Here is a 17684-nt window from a genome sequence, read left to right on the forward strand (position 1 = left end):
TCAGGCATGAACCGCTCGGTTAGCCTCCGCCGGCCACGATGCGCGGATGCGGCGAATGCGCGCCAAATCCAGCTGCGCAGTTCGGCGATGTTCCTGGCATAAGGCCCCTCTAAAGCCCAGATAATCCGGCGCCAACTCCAGCAAATCGGGTACATCTTCCAGACGCAAAGAACCCGCCAGGCCGGTCAACATTCCTTGCGCGCGCGCCGCAGCGACGAACGCGTCCAATTCGGCGCCGCTCAGCAATTGGGTCAACGAGCCGCAGCGCTTGTCCATCGTATCCAGCATGACGCCGCGAAAACCGGCGCGGCGCAATTCCGCAATCATGCCGAAATCCGGGCGAGTGTCGGCAAACAGCACCGCAATCAACGCTATATCCTCTGCAGCGACCGCTTGCAAGGCATCGACACAGGCAAGCCAATCGCCGTCCGGGAAAAACCCGATTTTGACGTAATCAACCCCCGTGGCCGCCATGTTCCGAACCGCCGGCAGGATCTGTTCGGGTCGCATCGGCAAGTCGCCTATCGTCGCACTGATCCGGGCCTGCGGAAGCGCATTGACGATTTCTGTCACCGCTGCCACCGGCAAGGCGCCCAAAGCGCCCTGTTCCGGTTGTTTTAAGTCGATGATATCGACAGCCGCCTGCAGCACCAACCGGGCTTCCTCCAGGCTGTTCACACTGGCTAACATGCCGGTCATGCCTGCGCTCCGGATTGATGTTTTTCGATAACGTCCATTAACCAGGCCCAGGCTTCGCGTTCTTTTTCGCCTGCGGTTTTTTCCAATCCGATCCGTAAATAATCCAACTCGGCCTGAATTTTTGCCGGCGGCAACATATCGAGCCGGCTGACCAGAATGGCGGCTTCCAGTACCGCGTACTGCGCCCGGTTATAACCTTGAAACGGCCGGTGATTAACGGTATGGGTTACCTTACAAAACAATTTAGGTCGCAGTTCATCGTCTTCGACCCGCACCAGCTGCAGTTCGGCGTGCGCCAAGCTATCAGCCAGATAAAAACCGGCCACGCGCTCGGCCGGTGATAAAGGCCAATCCCGGCGCCCGCTCAGACAACCGGCAAAAATTCGGACGTCGTCGCAAAAATTGATGACTGCCGTTTTGCTCAACAAGAGGTTTTCCAACGTTGCGGACGGACGAAACGGCAGAATAATGCGCCAATCGCCGTCGATATGCACGCCCATTGGGGCAATATGAACCTCGCCTTGCGGATTGACGGTGGTTACCAAGGTTTCTTGAATCATGTGGGTTTAGGTCTATCCTGAGTCGTAAATTTCGCCGGACAACCGGCGGAACAATCAATAATTTTAATCTTGCCGGCAGCGATCAGGTGTTTTTTTTGCCCGCAACCACCGTTTCCGATAGAAAACTGAGCAACGTCCTATGCATGCCATCCATATTGCCGACCTGTCGATTTTGTTGATAGAACCGTCGCCGATGCAACTTAAAGTCATTCTGCAGCACTTACGCGGCGAAGGTATCGCCAAGGTCGAAGGCGTCTCGACCGGCGCGGCGGCGATGGAAAGTTTGCATAGCCATCAACCGGATTTGATTATCAGCAGCCTGTATTTGCCGGACATGATGGCAACGGAGTTGATCGAGCAACTCAGGGAAGACGAAGTGCTGAACCATATCCCGTTCATGCTGATTTCCAGCGAATCCAGCTTCGACGTACTGGATAACATCCGTCAGGCCGGCGTCGTGGCGATATTGCCCAAGCCCTTCGCCCACGAAGACTTGAAACACGCGCTCCGTTCCACCATCGAATTCATTGACCCGCAAGAGATCAGTCTGGAACATTACGATATCGAGAACGTGAGAGTTTTGGTGGTGGACGACAGTAAACTGGCCCGGAAACATATCAGCCGGGTACTGAACAATATGGGGATCGAGAAAATCACCGAAGCGCATGACGGCAAGGCGGGGCTGGATCTGTTCAGCTTAAATCAAAACGCCTTCGACTTGATCGTGACCGACTACAACATGCCGATCATGGATGGTCAGCAATTAATCCGCGCGATCCGCCAGGATCTGGGCAACTCGATCATCCCTATTCTGATGGTCACCAGCGAAGACAACGAAACCCGGTTGGCCAACGTGCATAAGGCCGGAGTCTCCGGCATCTGCGACAAACCGTTCAATCCACAGACGGTCAAGGAAATGTTGTACCGGGTATTGGAACCGGAAGATTAAGCGCCCGATATCGCCGTTTTGGAGCTGAACCAAGCTTAAGGCCGCAATACTCGAATCATCTCGCCAGCTGCAACAGCCGGTCGAAACAGTAGTCGGCCAGCAACTCGTGACCGCCATCGTAGACCGTCAGAGACGCAAACCCGACGTCCCGCTGCAAAAAAACGACTCTGTCGCCGATACGCGTTGAGCCCGCAGCTTCCCCTTGCGTTAACAAGCGCATCGCCAGACTGGACTCGACGGCGGCTTCGGGTTTGGCATATAGATCGACCAGACGATTGAAGTAAGCAAGCGAGTGCGCAATCGGCACGGTTCCCTTGTGACCATCCTTAATCCCGGCATACAGTTCGACCCGCCCCCGGGGACTCGTTGGTAAGGGCCAGTACAAGGGAGAGCGTGCCCGCGCCGCGCCGGCATCGATTGCCGCGCCGCTGCCGGTGCAAGCCAGCACATAATCGCTTAAATCGGCACTGCCGCTATGTTTGGTTTGCAACTGCCATTCGGCCAAATCGGTAATCGGCGCCCAGGCCAGCCAAGCCTTGACCGGATGTCGGGTTCTGGAGTACCAGCCCAATGCGGTATAGGCCCCGCCGGAAAAACCGACCACATAAATATTTTGCAAGTCGACATTTGCGTTAGTTAAGGCAAAGCTCACCGCATCTTCCAAATCGGCAATGACCTGGTCGCTTAGACAGTTTTCAGTAGCGACCGCCGGTCCGCGAAAGTCGGGATGAATGTAGTTCCAATCGTTCAGTTTGGCTAAGACCGCCAAGGCATCGGGCGTGGCGTAGTTGCCCGCCCAATAATGCAAACTGATCAGCAAAGGCCGCTTCGAGCTAGTCGGCGCGGAGTAAAAATAAGCTTTTTGCAACTTGCCGTCGACGCTGCTTGGAATATCCCGAATGTCAAAACCGTCCGGCCATTTAAAGGGTTTGTCGGCGCCAGTTCCATGCAGCCACTGGTAGACCGTGGCATAGGTCTTTGCCCCCGCCACATACGAGCAAGCGGCAACCAAAGCCAGGGCTAGAATCAATCGCAGCTTCATGGCACTCAAGGATCGACTTTAGCCGCAGTACGGTCCATTTCCGTAGCCGCTTGATTAACGATTGTTTGAATCGCCGCAGCGTCTGCGGGATAGTTCCTCGCGTAAGACTCCTGCAAGCGGCGTAATTTAGCCTGATACTCTGGCAGACCGCCGCTGTCCAGACGGGCGCCGAAATCGGCGAATTCGGCATCGTCAAGTCGAGCACCCATCGCTCTGTCCATCACTAAATACCCCAAGGTTTTCTTGTAATGCGCCGGCTCCCAAAACCAATGCATCAGTTGACTTGGCTGGGCAGGCACTGCTTCCAAGGCCGGCCCGTAACTGCCGCTGAAATCCCATATTTGATTCGGCTGGCGACCGGCACGTAGCGCCTCTTCGGCATTGATGTTCACAATTTCCTGTTGCATCGCCTCGAAACGCGGCCACAAATCCGACAACCATAACGTTTGCCAATACCAAGCGTGAGCCGGGTGGATAATCAACTTGACCTCAACGCCTTCGGCATACGCTTGCCTGAGTAGTTGGCGAAAATCGTCCAGGCTTTTGCGAAAACCGTCGATGTTTTGCTGCATTTCCTTAAACTGCTGCACATAGCTACGCGTGTAAAACCGAAAAGTTTTGATATGGTCAAAATCGTCGGTCAAGGGTTGCCAGAAACCGTTGGCAGCCAAGGTGTCTTTGCCCCAGGACTGCTTGCGCACCGTACTCAAACTGGCTTGTAACCCGGATACCGAAAGCAGCGATGAGGCTAAATCCGGTAGTTTGGCCGAAAATAAATTGAATTGGTTTTGACCATCGGCGGTTACCGCTAAACGTGATTCGGAAAAAGCGCCACTGGTATCCGGTTCAGGATGAAACACCCTTAAATCGAGAGACAAAATCACCAATTTCTGCGGCTTGATCGCTTGTACATGTTGAAAGTAACGTCTGATCTCGTACATGCTTACCGACGGCACGGCCACGTTGTAACAGCCCAAACCGGCCAACGCCGGCTGATCGGGCGCCAAGCCGCGTCCGGCCCGCGAAGTACCGAAAATAGTACATTCCGGCTGCAGGTTCTCGATCCGGTAGGGGTGCGTCAACCGCAGGTGGGCCACATAGTTGGGTTTATTGGCGTTAATGCCGGCGACGGCGGGCGCGTCGAAAATGCTGAAGGGATTAATAAACCAATTCAACCAGGCAATCAGCGCCAGGGCTCCCAAGACGCAACTCGCCCAGCACAACAGATACTTGTTCGCTTGTTTCGTGATAGTCATCGGTTAAAACTGGAAATACAAAAATTCGCTGATTTGGGTCAGGCCCAGCAAGGCCCAAACCGAGGCCAAACCGATCAGACCGGCCCAGCGCAGGTTTGGCGACCAGATCCCGTTATCGATTAAAACAGCCGACTCCTCCGCTCCGCGCGGCGCTAAATAAAAGCGCCCCATGATTTGCTGGGTATTCGGTGCGAGAAAAGTAATGCTCACCGCAACCGATAATACCGCCAGCAAAATGGCTTCCGCACTGACGCTAACACCGGTAACGGCCACCCAGGCTCCCAACGCCGACTGTTGCACCACGGCCGAATAAAACGGCGACAGTTGAAGCTGCGGCAACGCTAGCATGCCGGCTAAAATCCGATGCGCGGTATCGACATCGTTGGCGCGGAAATACACCCAGCCGACGACCACAGCCAGGAATGTCAGCAAATTGCCCGATACCCGACCCAATCGGCTTGACGATGCCAGATCGTGCCCCAGAGAACGGCGCACGGCGTGCCAACCGTGATTGACGATCAGGTAGCAGCCGTGCAGAGCCCCCCAGATGATAAAAGTCCAGCCGGCGCCATGCCACAGTCCGCCAAGTAACATGGTAATCAACAGGTTGGCGTAGCGGCGAAGCGGACCCTTTTTGTTTCCGCCGAGCGCAATGTACAGATAGTCGCGTAAAAAGCGCGACAGCGTCATATGCCAACGCCGCCAGAATTCGATGATATTGACGGCTTTATACGGTGAATTGAAATTCAACGGCAGCCGCACCCCCATCATCAACGCCAAGCCGATAGCCATATCCGAATAGCCCGAAAAATCGAAATAGAGTTGAAAGGTATAAGACAAAGCCCCGCCCCAGGCATCTAAATGCATCAATTGCTGGCCTTTGGCTGCAGCGGCAAATATCGGCGCACCCAAACCGGCGAGACTGTCAGCGATCACCACCTTTTTGAATAAGCCCAGGACAAAATAACTCAAGCCGGCGGCAAAATTCAGCGAATCGAAGCGAAATATGCTGCTTCTGCCAAACTGGGGCATCATTTCCCGGTGATGCAAGACCGGGCCGGCAATCAGGTGCGGGAAGTAGGTTACGAACAGCGCATAGTGCAGAAAATTGTATTCCCTCACCTCACCGCGGTAGGCGTCGACCAAAAAGGCAATCTGCGTGAAGGTAAAAAATGAAATACCCAGCGGCAAAATGATTTCGGCGTGCGCGTAGCCGGTACCCAGGGCCGCATTGAGGTTTTCCAGAAAAAAATTGGCGTATTTGTAATAACCCAGTACCGCCAGATTGGCCGAAACGGCCAGGGCAAAGATTCGCTGCCGGGTAGATAGAGCGCGGCGCTCGTCGCCCAGCAGCGTGCCGATGGCATAATTGAAAAAGATCGACGCGATAATCAGGCCCAGGTAAGCCGGATTCCACCAGCCATAAAAAAATAGCGAGGCGGCAACCAGCCAGCTAATCGCCACTCTCCGGCCGGCATAACGGCCCAAGAAAAAAAACAGGCCTAATGTTATCGGCAAAAAAGCCAGGATGAAGGTGTAGGAGTTGAAAAGCATAAATTCAGGCTTTTGTCCTGGGTTAGCGCGGGTTTATAAAATGATCGACGCCTAAAAACTACACTAAATGCCAAACTATACAAGCACCCAACCGGCACCATCTTTCTAAACGATTGATTTAAAATATTATATGGCCTAATAAACCTACTTGGGGGGCTACGTCATGCTAGCTTGGGTTTCGCTTGAATCCCTTTCCCAATCGAAATATACTGCTCATAAAAACAGTATTTATAAAAGCAGCATGAAACCCCTCACCCACCGCCAGCAGCAAATTCTGGACTTCATCGAGCAAACCTTGGTTCGGGAAGGCTTTCCGCCGACCATCGCCGAAATCACCGCGGCTTTTGGCATGGGGTCCGGCAACGCTATTCGCGGCCACTTGCAGGCACTGGCCAAGAAAGGCGCGATTCAACTGACGCCGGGCGCCTCGCGCGGCATTCGCCTGCTAAAACCCGGCACCGATCCAGGCTTACCGCTGATCGGCCGGGTCGCGGCCGGCCAGCCGATCCTGGCCGAACAACATATCGAAGGCTATTGCCAGCTCGGCCCCGAACTATTCCAGCAGCGGGCCGATTATTTATTGCGGGTACACGGCCTGAGCATGCGCGATGCCGGCATCCTGGACGGCGACTTGCTGGCCGTGCAACGTCGGCCCGATGCGCGTAGCGGGCAACTGGTGATAGCGCGGATAGGCGACGAGGCCACCGTGAAACGGCTGCAGCTGGACGGCGATATCGCGTATCTGGAACCGGCCAATCCGGATTTCAAAACCCTCCGCATCGATTTACGCCAGGAGACATTAACCATCGAAGGCATCGTGGTCGGCGTGATTCGCCGGGAACCTTTATGAATCAGGCCTTGGAAGAGTTGCTACGCAGCCGGGCCGGGATCTGGCGCGGCCTGCACAGCGACCACGCCGCCTGGCCTGTGGTTGGCAGCGGTTTTCCGGAACTGGATGCGGTATTGCCCGGCGGCGGTTGGCCGCTGGGTACGCTAGCGGAAATCGCCATCCCTGCCGTGGGCTGCGGCGAATTGCGTCTGCTGTTGCCGGCGATGGCCGACTTGAGCCGGGCCGGGCGCCACATCGTCTGGATTGCGCCGCCCTATCAACCTTATGCACCGGGCCTACTCCAGGCTGGCTTGGCCTTGCCGCAACTGCTGGCCGTCAACGTCGATACCGCGGACGATATGCCATGGAGTGCGGAAAAACTGCTACGCAGCGGCGGCTGCGGCATGGCCTTACTGTGGCCGCGCCGGCTCGACGGCCGGCAAATCCGCCGGCTGCAATTGGCTGCGGAAACCGGCTCGGCCTTGGCCATCCTGTTCGTGCTGCCCGACCAAAGCTACCCCGGCGCTACATTACGCATCGGTGTATGTCCAAGCACAACTGGTCTGAATTTAAACATCATCAAGGCCCGCGGCAGCTTGCGCCGCAGCAGGCTAAGCATAAGGTTTTGAACCGCCGATGGCTGCCACCGCCCTTGCCCGCTCGCCGCAATCGCTACCGCATTCGACAACTATTGCCAAAGCCCCGGCTACGCCAGCCAAGCTTTGGCTATGCGCACATTTCCCGAAATTAGCTTTGGAAGCACTCAAAATCGATACCACGCAAGCGGTCGCCGCCATTGCCACCCTCAACGGCCGGCCTGGCCTTTACGCCGTTTCGGCGGCAGCGCGCCAGACCGGCGTGGAACCGGGTATGAGCCAAAACGCCGCCCAAGCCTTATGCCCGACACTGACTCTGCTGCCGCGTGACCCGGCGGCCGAAAAGGCGGCACTCAAACGACTGGCCAACATCGGCTTACATTTCAGCCCCTGGGTCAGCCTGGACCGGCCCGATTGCCAGCTACTCGAAATCGGCAGTTGTCTAACTTTGTTCGGCGGCACCGACCGTTTCAGGCAACAACTACGGGATGCTTGTCTGGCGGCCGGCCACACCCCAGCCATAGCGATTGCGCCAACCGCCGCCGCTGCGGAATTGTTGGCCGGCCTGGGTTTGGAAATGCAAATTACGGAGCCCGCCCAACTGCGTTCTGCCTTGGGTCCGTTGCCGATCGCAGCCTTGGGATTGGAGGGCAAAACCTTGGCCCGCCTGGGCAATGCCGGCATCCGCCGCTTGGTCGACCTGTGGCGCTTACCGCGCGACGGCCTGGCCCGGCGTTACGGCAACGGTTTATTGCAACGCCTGGATAGCTTGCTCGGCCTTCAACCCACGGTTCTCAACGCCTTTCACAGGCCACCGGCCTTTGCCGCTCGCCGGGAATTGCCGATCGATTTGACCCGGCTGGACCATTTTTTCCCGGCCATCGCACAATTGGTCGAGGCTTGGGAGGAATTCCTGAGACAGCGCGACGCGGTGGCGCTGGCGGTAGCGCTAGACCTGCACCACCACCGCCGGCCGTCGACCCGGCTGGAATTACGTTTTCGCCACGGCAACCGCGATGCCGGCCATTGTCTGGCCTTGCTGCGGGAAAAACTGGAGCGCAGCCCGCTACCGGCGCCGGTCCTCGGCGTCGAGCTACTCTGTAGCGAAATCGCCCAATGTCAGCCGGCCATCAGTTCGCTGTTCGCTGAAGAGCAGGCCACGGAAGCCAACAGCGACTGGCAAGCGATGCTGGACCAAGTGCAGAACCGGCTCGGCCACCATGCCTTACAACGCTTCGCCGTCGCCGCCGACCACCGGCCGGAACGCGCGCACCATCACGATACAACCCAAACGGCAATGCTGACCGTGGCATCGCCCCGCCCGCTTTGGCTGCTTGACGCGCCCGAACCGTTATCTGCCGACAGTTTCACGCTACTGTCGCCGGCCGAACGCATCGAATCCGGCTGGTGGGACAATCAAGCGCTACGCCGCGACTACTTTATCGGCCAGGACCGTCTGGGCCGCAAACTATGGCTGTTTCGCGAACTCGCCGGCAACCGGGGCTGGTATCTGCATGGCTTGTTCGGCTGACGGCAACGCGGCGGCCATCGGCTTCGCCGAACTGCATTGTTTATCCAATTTCAGTTTTCTGCGTGGCGCCTCGCACCAGGAAGAACTGGTCGCAACCGCCGCCGCGCTGGGCTACCAAGCATTAGCACTGACCGACGAATGCTCGCTGGCCGGCGTAGTGCGCGCCCATCTGGCCGCACTCAAACACAACATCCAGTTGATCGTCGGCAGCGAATTCCGTCTGGACGACGGTTTGAAGCTATTGCTGCTCGCCACCGACCGCGATAGTTACGGCAACCTGTCGGCATTAATTACGCTGGCCCGGCGCCAGGCCGATAAAGGCCGCTATCGCTTGAGCCGGGCCGATCTCGCTGCTCATTTACCACATGGTTGTCTGGCGATCTGGCTGCCCGGCACCGGTTCTCCGGCGGCCGACGGCGCTTGGCTGCAGCAGCTGTTCGGCAGCGACCTATGGCTGGGCGCCGGCCGTTTCCTGACCGGCAACGATGAGGTCTGGCTGGCCGAATGCCGGCAATTGGCGAACAACGTCGGCATCCCGGTCGTGGCTTGCAACGACGTGCATATGCATCGCCGCTCGCGGCAAGCGTTGCAGGACACCTTGACCGCGATCCGCCTCGGCCGGTCACTGCCGGACTTAGGTTACGCCTTGTTCGCCAATGGCGAGCGGCATCTGCGCTCCCTGCCCCGGCTGGCCCAACTGTATCCGGAAGAATGGCTGCAACAATCGTTGGCAATCTCTGCACGTTGTAAGTTCTCGCTGAGCGAATTGCGCTACGAATATCCGCGCGAACTGGTACCGAACGGTTATACGCCGGCAACCTGGCTGCGGCATTTGACCGAGACAGGGATTCGCAAACGTTGGCCGACTGGCGAACCCAACAAAGTCCGCCAGCAAATCGAACACGAATTGGCGCTGATCGCCGATCTGGCTTACGAGCCTTATTTTTTGACCGTGCACGACATCGTCCGCTTCGCCCGCGAGCAAGGCATCCTCTGCCAGGGCCGCGGTTCGGCCGCCAATTCGGCCGTGTGTTTTTGCCTGGGGATTACCGAGGTCGACCCTAGCCGGATGAATTTGTTATTCGAGCGATTTCTGTCGCGGGAGCGCAACGAGCCGCCGGATATCGACGTCGATTTCGAACACGAGCGCCGCGAGCAAGTCATTCAATACATCTACCAAAAATACGGCCGCCACCGCGCGGCGCTGGCAGCGACGGTGATTACTTACCGCTCTCGCAGCGCGGTGCGCGACGTCGGCAAGGCTCTGGGTTTGAATGCAGCGCAGATCGAACGCCTGGCCGGCACGGTGGACCGCTGGGACGGCTATAAATTGATGCCGGAAGCGTTGCAAGAATGCGGCTTCGATCCCACCAGCCCGACCGTGCAACGTTTGCTTGCCCTGGTCGAACAAATCAAAGGCTTTCCGCGGCATTTGTCGCAACACGTCGGCGGCTTCGTCATCGCCCGCGACGACCTGTCGCGGCTGGTGCCGGTGGAAAACGCCAGCATGGCCGACCGCACCGTGATTCAGTGGGAAAAGGACGACCTGGAAGCGATGGGGCTACTGAAAGTCGACATTCTGGCGCTGGGCATGCTCAGCGCAATCCGCCGTGCCCTGAGTTATCTGGACCACTATAGTCGTCCGCCCGGTTCGCAAACCGGCGCAGCCTGGACCTTGGCCGACATCCCGGCCGAAGACCCGGCGGTTTACCGCATGCTGCAACAAGCCGACAGCATCGGCGTATTCCAAGTCGAATCGCGGGCCCAAATGACGATGCTGCCGCGTTTGCAACCGGCGAATTTTTACGATCTGGTCATCGAAATCGCCATCGTCCGGCCCGGGCCGATTCAGGGCGAAATGGTGCATCCCTATCTGGCCCGGCGCCAGGGGCTGGAACCGGTCGTTTATCCCAGTCCGGAAGTGAAAGCGGTGCTGGAACGTACCCTGGGTATCCCGATTTTTCAGGAACAAGTGATGCAACTATCCATGGTAGCAGCCGGCTTTAGCGCCGACGAAGCCGACCAGTTGCGGCGGGCGATGGCGGCCTGGAAACGCAAGGGCGGTTTGGAGCCGTTTGAGCGCAAACTGTTGGAAGGCATGCGCGCACGCGGCTACAGCGCCGAGTTTGCCCAGCGCATATTTCAGCAAATCAAAGGTTTCGGCGACTACGGCTTCCCGGAATCGCATTCCGCCAGCTTTGCCTTGCTGGCTTATGTCTCGGCCTGGTTGAAATGCCGCCATCCGGCGGCGTTTTGTTGCGCACTGCTGAACAGCCAGCCGATGGGCTTTTACGGCCCGTCGCAACTGGTGCAGGACGCCCGGCGCCACGGTGTCGAGGTACGGCCGGTGGACGTGCAGACCAGTGTGTTTGAATGTAGCTTGGAATTGATACCCGATGTGGCGCCGGCCTTGCGGCTGGGCTTTAACCAGGTCAAAGGCCTGGCGCCAGCCACTGCCAATGCCATCGTCCAGGCCCGGCTGCAAGGCCGGTTTGCCAACGTCGCCGATCTCGCGGCGCGCGCCGGCCTCAAGCGGCAGGATTTGGAATTTCTGGCTGCCGCCGATGCCTTGCAGGCCCTGGCCGGCAACCGCCACCAAGCCTTTTGGGCGGCCGGCGGCATCGAACCGCCAACCTCGGTATTTGGCGTACCGGCCATTGCCGAAGCCACGCCGCTGTTGAAACCGCCCAGCCTCGGCCAGGACGTCACCGCCGATTACGCCAGCACCCGACTGACATTACGCAGCCATCCGCTGGCCTTGTTGCGGACCCGCTTGCGCCGCTGGGGCGTAACGACGGCGGCGTCACTATGGCAACGCCGCAACGGCAGCATCGCCCAGGTCGCCGGCCTGGTGATCTGCCGACAACGGCCGATGACCGCGTCCGGCGTGACGTTCGTAACCCTGGAAGACGAGACCGGCCAAGTCAATCTGGTGGTTTGGCCGGCCACGGCAATGGCCCAGCGCAAACCCTTACTCAAAGCCCGCCTGCTGTCGGTGACCGGCACGATCCAGCAGGAAGACGGTGTGTTGCATTTGGTGGCCGGCAAGCTGGAAGATTGGAGTGGCTGGATAGGCGATCTGGCAACAGCCTATCTTTGAGTTCATCAAAGTGCATTACAATCGGAAACGGTTTCATTCAACGTTCTGATACCTTTGAACTTAAACAAGTCTCTCAACAATTTGTCAGTGAAACACTGGATAGATCACTATGAGAATGGCTACTACATGACTACACTTGGCAGCATGTTTTTACGATCCAATTGAAAAGGTCTCATGTGAACAACCAAATATATGTAACACAACCGTCATTACCACCTCTTGACGAATTTATTCCGTATTTACAACAAATTTGGGACAGTAAAATACTGACCAATGGTGGGCCTTTTCATCAACAATTTGAACAAGCACTTTGCGATTATTTAGGGATTAAATATATTTCATTATTCGCTAATGGTACCTTAGCGCTTGTTACGGCATTGCAATCATTACGTATTACCGGAGAGGTTATCACAACGCCTTATTCTTTCGTAGCAACATCACACGCCTTACTATGGAATGGGATAAAACCGGTTTTTGTAGATATTGCTTCCAACACACTCAATCTAGATCCTGCAAAAATAGAATCGGCAATCACCCCACAAACAACAGCGATAATGCCAGTTCATTGCTATGGTCATCCTTGCGACGTCGAAACCATTCAAAATATTGCCGATAATTACAACCTCAAGATTATATACGACGCCGCTCACGCTTTCGGCGTAAAAGATGATGGGGGTAGTATTCTAAGGCATGGAGACCTATCCGTGTTAAGTTTCCATGCAACCAAAGTATTTAATACTTTTGAAGGTGGAGCAATCGTCTGTCCAGATGCAAAAACCAAACAGCGGATCGACCACCTTAAAAACTTTGGCTTTGTAGATGAAGTAACTGTTGTTGCGCCAGGTATTAATGGCAAAATGAATGAGTTTAATGCCGCTCTTGGCTTGTTACAACTCAAAAGCATTGATCAAGCACTAAATAAACGTAAAGCTCTGGACGCCCATTACCGTAAAGAATTGCGATCCATAAAGGGTATTCATTGTTTATCTCTCACTTACGAAAAAGTAGCGAACTACGCCTATTTTCCTATTCTAGTGAGCCCAGAGTATCGGCTTAGCCGTGATGAGTTATTCCAAAAACTGAGAAAAAACGGCATTTATGCTCGTCGTTACTTCCACCCGCTAATTAGTGAATTTCCAATGTATAGAGGATTGCCCTCAGCTAACAAATCGAACTTGCCAATAGCAAGCAAGGTTGCAACTGAAGTAATTTGTTTACCAATTTATCCGGATTTGCAATACGATCAGATTGATTTTATCCTAGAAGTAATCAAAAAGGAAAGTGAATGACCCGGTTAGCTATCATGCAACCTTATTTCTTTCCATATATTGGCTATTGGCAGCTAATGCACGCAACAGATCGATTTGTTATATATGATGACGTAAATTATATTAATCGAGGCTGGATCAATCGCAATCGCATATTAATTAACGGAAGCCCTAAATATATTACGATTCCACTAAATCACGCCTCACAAAACAAGCACATTTGCGAAATAAAAATGCTAGCATCAAACTGGCAAAATAAAATATTGAAATCCATTGAGATAACTTATAAAAGATCTCCATTTTTCGAAGAAGTATTTCCTACGATAGACAGGATAATTCGCTACAAAACAGATAGCCTATCAGATTATCTTAAAAACCAATTGGAAACCCTTGCGTCACTTTTATCAATTAATACCGAGTTCAAGCTATCAAGTGTCGCCTATAAAAACACCTTATTATCTGGCCAAGAGCGAATCATTGACATATGCAAGCGTGAAGACGCCACAACCTATATTAATTTGCAAGGTGGTCAAGATTTATATGATACAAAAGCATTTAGCGCCGCAGATATTGAATTAAAATTCATTTTTATGAAACCAATCACTTACAAACAGCGATCACCAAGCTTTACCCCATCTCTTTCAATAATTGATGTGTTGATGGAGGTAGGCCTAATTGAGATTAAGAACCACTTAAATTCTGCCGATTTCATATCTAGTAAAAATAAAATACCATAATGATTAAAGCCGTGATTATTTCTTCCACCAACGGAGGAGTTCTTAGCAAACTTTTGGAAAAAAAATACTTTAGAGATCGCGTAATAAATGTAGTCTCAGATCGCAGATGTAGGGCGATTGAGATAGCACAAGATTTTGGCATACCGACCAAGATTTTTGAAACAAAAAGTGGAAGAAGTTTTTCCAATTTTTTGTTAGACGAATATAGATTAAATCCACCAGACTTATATATATCTTTCTATACAAAAATATTTAAAGGTGAATTTTTGATAGCCTCAAAGAATAGGGTAATTAATCTTCACCCATCAATTCTACCAGCATGCAGAGGACTAGACGGATTTGGGGACACAATAAACTCAGGATCAAAGTTTATTGGCGCAACAATTCATTTGATTGACGAAGGGATAGATACCGGTTATCCAATTATTCAGTCGGCAATTCCGTTTAACCCAGAAAAAAGCATCGCAGAAAATAGACATATTATTTTCGTTCAACAATGCAAAATGTTATTACAAGTATTGAGATGGTGGGAGGAGAAACGAATAAAATTCAATGAAAACGGATATCCAATAATAACTAATTGCTCTTATAAAGCCGGAGAGTTTTCACCAAATCTAGATTTCGAAGAAGCCATAGATTTCGATACGCCAATACCGAATTCCTGGCCAAATACAACCCAAACAACTTGAATTCAATATTAGTCCTACAGAATTAACAGAGTTAATATTGCTATAAAACACAAGAAGATAAATAAGGACTTTCATCTTGCCCGGAATTAGAAAAAAATACGCAAAAACATTTTACATGTCAACTCTCAAATAATAAATTATCAAGATCTTTAGTTAAAAACATATAGATTATCGCATTGAATTCATGAAATTTCTTGTGCTCTCGCTCTTGATTTTATATTGCTTTTACCTTGCTTTCGCTTACGACATAAAAAGGTGAATAGCAATAAGTCTTCATCAAGTTAGCCGAAGCTCGTACCAATACTTTTATCTTAAATTAAAAACTACAATACAACCAAGAAAACATAATCGTCAAAGATATTAACCCCATCCCTGAACAACATTATCCAAGCGTAAAATCATTGCAAAATATAGAATCAAAGGGAATAAAGGCATTTTTTTGGGATTTCTCAGGAAAAACCATAAGACAAATAATTGGATTTATTACATCAATAATCCTTACACGCACATTAGAACCAACAGACTTTGGCATAATGGCGCTAGTTATGGTTATTATTGGAATCACAAGCATCTTCAGCGATTTCGGATTGAGTAGCGCGCTCATCCAAAAAAGAAAAATACTGCAAATACATTATTCGTCTGTTTTTTATTTCAATCTGGCAACCGGATTCATCTTAACATTCATAACATTCTTATCAGCCGATTGGATTGGTTTTTTTTATGAAAATGAAAAACTAGCCCCAGTGATAAGGACTATATCCCCTTCATTCGTCTTAAACGCCTTTGGCAGCGTTAGCATAATAAAACTACGCAAAGAATTAAGCTTCGCATTATTAACAAAATATAGCCTGTTAACCACATTAATGAGTGGATTTTTAGGCATTATACTGGCCTTAAATAATGCGGGCATATGGAGCCTTGCAGCCCAAGCATTATCAATGAGCTTAATTTACAATATTATTATTTGGAAGGTCGCAAAATGGAGACCTATTTGGAGTTTTTCTTGGAAAGCACTAGCTCAATTATGGAGCTTTGGCTTTAGAATGTTTTTATCAGCAATACTTTCATCGATACTTGAAAGAGTAGACATATTAGCCATTGGAAAGCTAGTTACATCTACTACGCTAGGATATTTTGAGCGAGCTAAATCCTTAAATACTATATTAATACAATACTCATCGGGAAGCCTCATAGATACATTATTCCCAACTTTAAGTACAATTCAAAACAACCTACCAAGGCTTCAGAAAGTCATAATAAAAACAATCGGAATAACAAGCTTCATTTCATTTCTGATAACTGGTAATTTATACTTAACTTCAGATGAGATAATAATTATTCTATTCTCAGAAAAATGGTCGTCATCTAGTGAATTCTTCAAGTTATTCATTCTAACCGGATACAGCTACCCCATTAACGCTGTTTTAGTAAGCACCCTAAGTTGTCGCGGCAATTCTAAATCCTTCTTACGACTGGAAGTATATAAAGCGATGATAACAAGCATAAACATTATAGCTCTATACATATCCGGTGTAAAAGCATACTTATATTGTATGATTGTAAGCACCTTTCCCATGCTTCTATTAAACATTCTATTTGCAACCAAAGAAATAGAAATATCCTACATCAGAATCGCAAAGCCAATTATAGTCCAGATGCTGATCTCCACTATATCCTTAGCTATTTCTATATTTTCATCAAATATATTTTCAGAACAATTCCCACATTTTTTCGCGTTAGAATCTCTGATTTTCACCGTTTTTTATATGTTAGCCAATAACTTAATTAAAACAGATGGATACATCTATTCAAAAGAACTAATTTTATTAACGCTAAAAATTCACGCCAATGAAAAATAAATTCATTATTTATTCACCTGATTTCAATGAAAACATAGGCGGATCTATTGCATTACACCGACTTTGTCATTTTTTAAATCTGGAAGGACAAACTGCGTTAATGTGGCCTTTTGAAAAACCGAATTGGGTATATCCACAACCAATAAAAAGCATTTGCGCATTACGGCATCGATTAAAATATGGGGAATTAGAATACAAGGTATCGAGAGACCTTATCACACCTACCGCAAATTACTCCGACCTAAAAGATGCCATTGTAATTTACCCTGAAATAATTGATGGGAATCCACTGTTTGCAAAGAAAATTGTCCGCTGGTTTTTACACAAACCTGGATTTCATACCGGAACAATAAACTATCTCGAAAACGAGCTATATTTTTTTTATCAACTAGCATTCAATGACAAAAACCTTAATCAAGATGAAGATAATTTATTGCAAATAATTTTCTTGCTCAACGATATTTATTATCAGCGCAATTTTGGCAAAAGAAACGGTACTTGTTACATTCTCAGAAAAGGCCGTGGCAGAAAAATAGTACACGACCTTACTAATTCAATATTAATTGACGACTTGCAACACCAGGAAATTGCAGATGTTTTTAATTCTGCAGAAACGTGTATTTCGTATGATTTACATACCATGTATTCTGAATACGCCGTCCTATGCGGGTGCACAAGTATTGTTATCCCCGAAGAAGGATTAAGCAAAGATCAATGGAGAATACAAGAAAGCAAGCGTTACGGTATTGCGTACGGGTTCGACGATATCGATTATGCTAAAAATACAAGACAATACCTATTACCAACCCTAATAGAACAAGAGAATATTTCAATAAAAATGGTAAAAAATTTCATAAAGAAATGCGAAAATCATTTCAATTAAATCCAATAAAAGTAATGGATTTTTACCTATCAGGCCGTTTATTAAAAAAAAGATTAATTTAGCACATTGCATACCGGGACAAGCATTTAACCCATCATAAGAAAATATTTTCGTTACTGTAACTAAATTTTG

15 protein-coding genes are annotated in these 17684 nt (G+C 50.8%); 10 read left to right on the forward strand and 5 right to left on the reverse strand.

The window, feature by feature from the left end; genetic code table 11:
• Positions 1–699: a (5-formylfuran-3-yl)methyl phosphate synthase gene (locus PL263_RS06450; RefSeq protein WP_278212210.1), complete on the reverse strand. Its 699-nt coding sequence runs from the start codon at positions 697–699 to the stop codon at positions 1–3.
• Positions 696–1259, reverse strand: a complete 564-nt coding sequence (locus PL263_RS06455) for a DUF447 domain-containing protein (protein WP_278212211.1) — start codon at positions 1257–1259, stop codon at positions 696–698. Before PL263_RS06455 ends, PL263_RS06450 begins: the two co-directional genes overlap by 4 nt.
• 139 nt (positions 1260–1398) lie before the next feature.
• Between PL263_RS06455 and PL263_RS06460 the strand changes: the two genes are divergently transcribed.
• Positions 1399–2208 (forward strand): response regulator, encoded by an 810-nt coding sequence (locus PL263_RS06460; RefSeq protein WP_278212212.1) that lies wholly within the window; start codon positions 1399–1401, stop codon positions 2206–2208.
• A 55-nt stretch (positions 2209–2263) separates the two neighbouring features.
• Here the strand turns inward: PL263_RS06460 and PL263_RS06465 are convergent, their stop codons facing one another.
• The 3 genes from PL263_RS06465 to PL263_RS06475 are packed head-to-tail and all read right to left on the reverse strand — an operon-like array spanning position 2264 to position 6060.
• The gene (locus tag PL263_RS06465) at positions 2264–3250 is read right to left on the reverse strand and encodes an alpha/beta hydrolase (protein WP_278212213.1); all 987 of its coding nucleotides are present in this window, start codon (positions 3248–3250) and stop codon (positions 2264–2266) included.
• A 5-nt stretch (positions 3251–3255) separates the two neighbouring features.
• Entirely contained in the window at positions 3256–4506 is a 1251-nt protein-coding gene (locus tag PL263_RS06470; RefSeq protein WP_278212214.1) for a hypothetical protein, read from the reverse strand.
• Between the two features lie 3 nt (positions 4507–4509).
• Positions 4510–6060, reverse strand: a complete 1551-nt coding sequence (locus PL263_RS06475) for an MBOAT family protein (protein WP_278212215.1) — start codon at positions 6058–6060, stop codon at positions 4510–4512.
• Between the two features lie 241 nt (positions 6061–6301).
• Between PL263_RS06475 and lexA the strand changes: the two genes are divergently transcribed.
• From lexA to PL263_RS06520, 9 genes are all read left to right on the forward strand, one after another.
• Complete coding sequence (gene lexA / locus PL263_RS06480) at positions 6302–6910, forward strand: transcriptional repressor LexA (protein WP_278212216.1); 609 nt, start codon at positions 6302–6304, stop codon at positions 6908–6910.
• Positions 6907–7518: a translesion DNA synthesis-associated protein ImuA gene (gene imuA / locus PL263_RS06485; RefSeq protein WP_278212217.1), complete on the forward strand. Its 612-nt coding sequence runs from the start codon at positions 6907–6909 to the stop codon at positions 7516–7518. Before lexA ends, imuA begins: the two co-directional genes overlap by 4 nt.
• Positions 7519–7642: 124 nt before the next feature.
• Positions 7643–9016 (forward strand): DNA polymerase Y family protein, encoded by a 1374-nt coding sequence (locus PL263_RS06490; protein WP_278212218.1) that lies wholly within the window; start codon positions 7643–7645, stop codon positions 9014–9016.
• Positions 9000–12116: an error-prone DNA polymerase gene (locus PL263_RS06495; RefSeq protein ID WP_278212219.1), complete on the forward strand. Its 3117-nt coding sequence runs from the start codon at positions 9000–9002 to the stop codon at positions 12114–12116. The genes PL263_RS06490 and PL263_RS06495 overlap by 17 nt, the downstream gene beginning before the upstream one ends.
• 176 nt (positions 12117–12292) lie before the next feature.
• Positions 12293–13405 carry a DegT/DnrJ/EryC1/StrS family aminotransferase gene (locus tag PL263_RS06500; protein ID WP_278212220.1) on the forward strand — a complete coding sequence of 371 codons (1113 nt, stop codon included), beginning with the start codon at positions 12293–12295 and terminating at the stop codon, positions 13403–13405.
• Positions 13402–14121, forward strand: a complete 720-nt coding sequence (locus tag PL263_RS06505) for a WbqC family protein (protein ID WP_278212221.1) — start codon at positions 13402–13404, stop codon at positions 14119–14121. The genes PL263_RS06500 and PL263_RS06505 overlap by 4 nt, the downstream gene beginning before the upstream one ends.
• Positions 14121–14810 carry a formyltransferase family protein gene (locus PL263_RS06510; RefSeq protein ID WP_278212222.1) on the forward strand — a complete coding sequence of 230 codons (690 nt, stop codon included), beginning with the start codon at positions 14121–14123 and terminating at the stop codon, positions 14808–14810. Before PL263_RS06505 ends, PL263_RS06510 begins: the two co-directional genes overlap by 1 nt.
• 401 nt (positions 14811–15211) lie before the next feature.
• On the forward strand, positions 15212–16669 hold the full coding sequence (locus PL263_RS06515) for a lipopolysaccharide biosynthesis protein (RefSeq protein WP_278212223.1): 1458 nt from the start codon (positions 15212–15214) through the stop codon (positions 16667–16669).
• Entirely contained in the window at positions 16659–17552 is an 894-nt protein-coding gene (locus PL263_RS06520) for a hypothetical protein (RefSeq protein ID WP_278212224.1), read from the forward strand. The genes PL263_RS06515 and PL263_RS06520 overlap by 11 nt, the downstream gene beginning before the upstream one ends.
• The last annotated feature ends 132 nt before the right edge of the window (positions 17553–17684 follow it).

Source organism: Methylomonas sp. EFPC3, from assembly GCF_029643245.1.
Lineage (GTDB): Bacteria > Pseudomonadota > Gammaproteobacteria > Methylococcales > Methylomonadaceae > Methylomonas > Methylomonas koyamae_B.

Excerpts from the sequence above, each read along its gene's own strand:
- PL263_RS06450 (WP_278212210.1), bottom strand. The coding sequence starts at position 699 with ATGACCGGCATGTTAGCCAGTGTGAACAGCCTGGAGGAAGCCCGGTTG.
- PL263_RS06455 (WP_278212211.1), bottom strand. The coding sequence starts at position 1,259 with ATGATTCAAGAAACCTTGGTAACCACCGTCAATCCGCAAGGCGAGGTT.
- PL263_RS06460 (WP_278212212.1), top strand. The coding sequence starts at position 1,399 with ATGCATGCCATCCATATTGCCGACCTGTCGATTTTGTTGATAGAACCG.
- PL263_RS06465 (WP_278212213.1), bottom strand. The coding sequence starts at position 3,250 with ATGAAGCTGCGATTGATTCTAGCCCTGGCTTTGGTTGCCGCTTGCTCG.
- PL263_RS06470 (WP_278212214.1), bottom strand. The coding sequence starts at position 4,506 with ATGACTATCACGAAACAAGCGAACAAGTATCTGTTGTGCTGGGCGAGT.
- PL263_RS06475 (WP_278212215.1), bottom strand. The coding sequence starts at position 6,060 with ATGCTTTTCAACTCCTACACCTTCATCCTGGCTTTTTTGCCGATAACA.
- lexA (WP_278212216.1), top strand. The coding sequence starts at position 6,302 with ATGAAACCCCTCACCCACCGCCAGCAGCAAATTCTGGACTTCATCGAG.
- imuA (WP_278212217.1), top strand. The coding sequence starts at position 6,907 with ATGAATCAGGCCTTGGAAGAGTTGCTACGCAGCCGGGCCGGGATCTGG.
- PL263_RS06495 (WP_278212219.1), top strand. The coding sequence starts at position 9,000 with ATGGCTTGTTCGGCTGACGGCAACGCGGCGGCCATCGGCTTCGCCGAA.
- PL263_RS06505 (WP_278212221.1), top strand. The coding sequence starts at position 13,402 with ATGACCCGGTTAGCTATCATGCAACCTTATTTCTTTCCATATATTGGC.
- PL263_RS06510 (WP_278212222.1), top strand. The coding sequence starts at position 14,121 with ATGATTAAAGCCGTGATTATTTCTTCCACCAACGGAGGAGTTCTTAGC.
- PL263_RS06520 (WP_278212224.1), top strand. The coding sequence starts at position 16,659 with ATGAAAAATAAATTCATTATTTATTCACCTGATTTCAATGAAAACATA.